Here is a 4061-nt window from a genome sequence, read left to right as displayed (position 1 = left end):
GCTGCGCGGCTCGGGGCCGCGGGGTCGGGCGGGGGCGCGTGGTCCCGGGCCGGCCCGGGCGGGGTCGGGGGTGCCGGGACCCCTCTCCTGCGCCGCGCGCTCGACCGCGTCGACCTCGTCCTCGACGGCATCGTCGGCATCGGCGGCTCCGACCTCCTCCGCCCCTCCGCCGCCGCGCTCCTGCGGCTCGTCCGCGACACCGGCGCCCCCGTCCTCGCCGTCGACCTGCCCAGCGGCATCGAGGCCGACACCGGGGAGGTACGGGGCGAGGCCGTGACCGCCGCCGCCACCGTCACCTTCGGCACGTACAAGCCCGGCCTGCTCGTCGACCCCGCCGCCGAACGCGCCGGGGCGCTGCGCCTCGTCGACATCGGGCTCGGGCCGCACCTGCCCGCGGTGCCCGACTTGGAGGCGCTGCAACACGCCGACGTGGCCGCGCTGCTGCCGGCGCCGGCCGCCGAGAGCGACAAGTACCGGCGCGGCGTCGTCGGCGTCGTCGCCGGCTCCGAGCGCTACCCCGGCGCCGCCGTGCTCGCCGTCGGCGGGGCGCTGCGCGGCGGGGCGGGGGCCGTGCGGTACGTGGGGCCCGCCGCGCGGGCGGTCATCGCCCGGTATCCGGAGACCCTCGTGCACCCCGGGCCGCCGGGGAAGGCGGGCCGGGTCCAGGCGTGGGTCGTCGGGCCGGGGCTCGGGGACGCGCCGGGCGCGGCGGAGGTGCTGGGGCAGGTGCTGGACACCGACGTGCCGGTGCTGGTCGACGCCGACGGCCTGCGGCTGCTGGACCGGGTACGGGTACGGCGCCGCTCCGCGCCGACGCTGCTCACCCCGCACGCGGGGGAGGCCGCCGCGCTGCTGGGTGTGGACCGGGCGGAGGTGGAGTCGGGCCGGCTGGCGGCCGTACGGTCGCTGGCGGCGGCGTACGGCGCCACGACCCTGCTGAAGGGCTCGACGACGCTGGTGGCCGAGCCGGACGACGGCCGGGCCGCGCCGGTACGGGTCAACCCCACCGGTACCCCCTGGCTCGCCACCGCCGGCAGCGGCGACGTCCTCTCCGGCCTCACCGGCTCCCTCCTCGCCGCCGGCCTCGCGGCCGGCGACGCGGCCTCTGTCGGCGCGTATCTCCACGGCCTCGCCGCCCGCACCCTCGCGGCCGGCGCCCCGGCGACTGCCCACGAACTGCCGGAGGCCCTCCCGGGCGTCTGGCGGGACGTCCGCGGGGCCGTGACCGGGAGGCGGGCGGTTGACCCTCCGGTGCGCGGGACGGGGGAAGGCCGAGGACCGATGCGACACTGGCCACGTTGACTTCTCCCCTTCGTAAGCGAGGGGGATTCTCACGGCTCGCGCCGTGATGCTTTCTGCTTCGTCGCCGCCTGCCCGCCCGGAGAACTCCGTTGAGGTCTTACACCAGCTCCACAGACAGACACGGCCAGCCCGGCCGCCTTGAGGTTCTTCGCCGCATTCACGTCCCGGTCATGCCTCGCGCCACAGGCGCACGTCCAGGTACGGACATGCAGCGGCATCTTCTGCCGAAGCGTGCCGCAGGTGGAGCAGAGCCTGGAGGAGGGGAAGAAGCGGTCCACCGCGATCACTTCCCGCCCGTACCAGGCTGCCTTGTACTCCAGCAGGTTCCGGAACTGCCACCACGCGGCGTCGCTGATGGCACGGGCAAGGCCGCGGTTTTTGACCATGTTCCGCACGGTCAGGTCCTCGATCACGACCGTTTGGTTCTCACGGACGAGACGAGTGGTCAGCTTGTGCAGACCGTCACGCCGCCGGTCGGCGATCCGGGCGTAGATCCTGGCAACCCGCTGCCGGGCCTTGCGCCGGTTGGCGCCGTCCCCCGTGGCTTTCTTCGCCAGACGGCGTTGGGCCAGGGCCAGACGGACGCGGTCGCGGCGCTCGTGGCGGGGATTGGTGATCTTCTCTCCGGTGGAGAGAGTCAGCAGGTGGTCCAGGCCGACGTCCACACCGACCGCCGAGCCGGTGGCGGGCAGCGGGGTGACCCCGGGGTCCTGGCACAGCAAGGAGACGAACCAGCGACCGGCCGCGTCCTGGGACACGGTCACCGTCGACGGCTTCGCCGCCTCCGGCAGCGGCCGCGACCACACGATGTCCAGAGGATCCGCCATCTTGGCCAGCGTCAGCTTCCCGTCACGGAAGCGGAAGCCGGAGGTGGTGTACTCGGCGGACCTGCGGGACTTCTTCTTCGACTTGAAGCGCGGGTACCTGGCCCGCTGGGCGAAGAAGTTGCTGAACGCCGTCTGCAAGTGCCGCAAGCACTGCTGGAGCGGCACGGAGGAGACCTCGTTGAGGAAGGCCAGTTCCTCGGTCTTCTTCCACGCCGTCAGCATCGCGGATGTGGCGTTGTAGTTCACCCGCTCCTGCCGCGTCCATGCCTGGGTACGGGCGGCGAGGGCCATGTTGTAGACCTTGCGAACGCAGCCGAACGTGCGCGACAGCTCTGCCGCCTGCTCGTCCGTGGGGTAGAAGCGGTACTTGAACGCCCGCCTCACATACGTCGCGGCCACGCTCACAAACTAACGCCACGACAGGTGAAGCACAAACCTGTGGTCAGAGCACGGCCACTCGCTTGGCGGCGAAACACCGCTCCCTGCCCTGCTCCGCAGGATGTGTTCCCTCTCCGCCGTGAAGGACGGAGTATCCACGGAGGAAACAGATGACCGACTCGCCCCTCCGTGCCCGCGCGGAGATCGACCTCACCGCGTACGGCGCCAACATCCGCGCCCTGCGCGGCATCGCCCCGCGCGCGCAGTTCATGGCCGTCGTCAAGGCCGACGCCTACGGCCACGGCATGCTGCCCTGCGCTCGTGCCGCGCGCGCCGCGGGTGCCGAGTGGCTTGGCACCGCCACACCGCACGAGGCGCTGCGGCTGCGGGCCGCCGGGGACCGGGGGCGGATCCTGTGCTGGCTGTGGACGCCCGGCGGGCCGTGGCGGGAGGCCGTCGAGGCGGACCTCGACATCGCCGTCAGCGGCCTGTGGGCGCTGCGCGAGCTGCTGCCCGCCGCGCGCGCCGCCGGGCGTCCCGCGCGCGTGCAGCTCAAGGCCGACACCGGCCTCGGCCGCAACGGCTGCCTCGCCGCCGACTGGCCCGACCTGGTCGCCGCCGCCCGCGCCGCCGAGGCCGACGGCGTCATCGACGTCACCGGCGTCTGGTCGCACTTCGCCTGCGCCGACGAGCCCGGCCACCCCTCCGTCCGCCGCCAGCTCGACGCCTTCCACGACGCCCTCGCCGTCGCCGAGCGCGCCGGCCTGCGCCCCGAGGTGCGGCACCTGGCGAACTCCCCGGCCACGCTCACCCTCCCCGACGCCCACTTCGACCTCGTCCGGCCCGGGATCTCGTCGTACGGGCTGTCGCCGAGCCCCGAGGTCGGGACGGCCGCGGACTTCGGGCTGCGGCCGGTGATGACGCTCACGGCGTCGGTGGCGCAGGTCAAGGAGGCGCCGGCCGGCCTGGGCATCTCGTACGGGCACCGCTACGTCACCCCGGGCCGCACGACCCTCGCGCTCGTCCCCCTCGGCTACGCGGACGGGGTCCCGCGGCACGCGTCCGGGACGGGGCCGGTGCTGGTCGCCGGGAAGTGGCGCACGGTCGCCGGGCGGGTGGCGATGGACCAGTTCGTCGTGGACCTGGGCGGGGACGCGGCGGCGGTGGGCGACGAGGCGGTGCTGTTCGGCGCCGGGGAGCACGGGGAGCCGACGGCGGAGGACTGGGCGCGGGCGGCGGGCACGATCGGCTACGAGATCGTCACCCGGATCGGACCCCGCGTTCCGCGCGTGTACGTGGGCGACACGGGGGATGCCACCTCCATGCACACGGACACGGACACGGACACGGACGCGAGCACGGTCGTGTACGGGGCGGACCGCGCCGCGCCGTACGACGCCGGCCCGCACCACCACCGCCCCGAGGCCCCCCATGGCTGACCCCGTCTCGACCACCGCCTCCGGCCCCGGCGGCTGGGCCCGGGCCGGCCGGCGGGCCGGCATCGCCGGCGCCGCCACCGGCAGGCTCGACGCCGGGGCCGCCGCCGGCGGCCCC

3 protein-coding genes are annotated in these 4061 nt (G+C 74.8%); 2 read left to right on the top strand and 1 reads right to left on the bottom strand.

What is annotated here, in order from left to right; all coding sequences use genetic code 11:
• A partial coding sequence (locus ABD317_RS34265) for an NAD(P)H-hydrate dehydratase (protein WP_425582515.1) occupies positions 1–1302 on the top strand: 1302 nt, incomplete at its 5' end.
• A gap of 29 nt (positions 1303–1331) precedes the next feature.
• Here the strand turns inward: ABD317_RS34265 and ABD317_RS34260 are convergent.
• The gene (locus ABD317_RS34260) at positions 1332–2528 is read right to left on the bottom strand and encodes an RNA-guided endonuclease InsQ/TnpB family protein (protein ID WP_344295319.1); all 1197 of its coding nucleotides are present in this window, start codon (positions 2526–2528) and stop codon (positions 1332–1334) included.
• 149 nt (positions 2529–2677) lie between these two features.
• Here ABD317_RS34260 and alr point away from each other — a divergent pair, with 149 nt between their 5' ends.
• A complete protein-coding gene (alr, locus tag ABD317_RS34255) occupies positions 2678–3946 on the top strand; it encodes an alanine racemase (RefSeq protein WP_344295316.1) in 1269 nt (422 codons plus the stop codon).
• Positions 3947–4061: the final 115 nt, after the last annotated feature.

It is taken from the genome of Streptomyces synnematoformans (genome assembly GCF_039531005.1).
GTDB classification, from domain to species: domain Bacteria; phylum Actinomycetota; class Actinomycetes; order Streptomycetales; family Streptomycetaceae; genus Streptomyces; species Streptomyces synnematoformans.
This window is presented reverse-complemented; position numbering and strand designations above follow the sequence as displayed.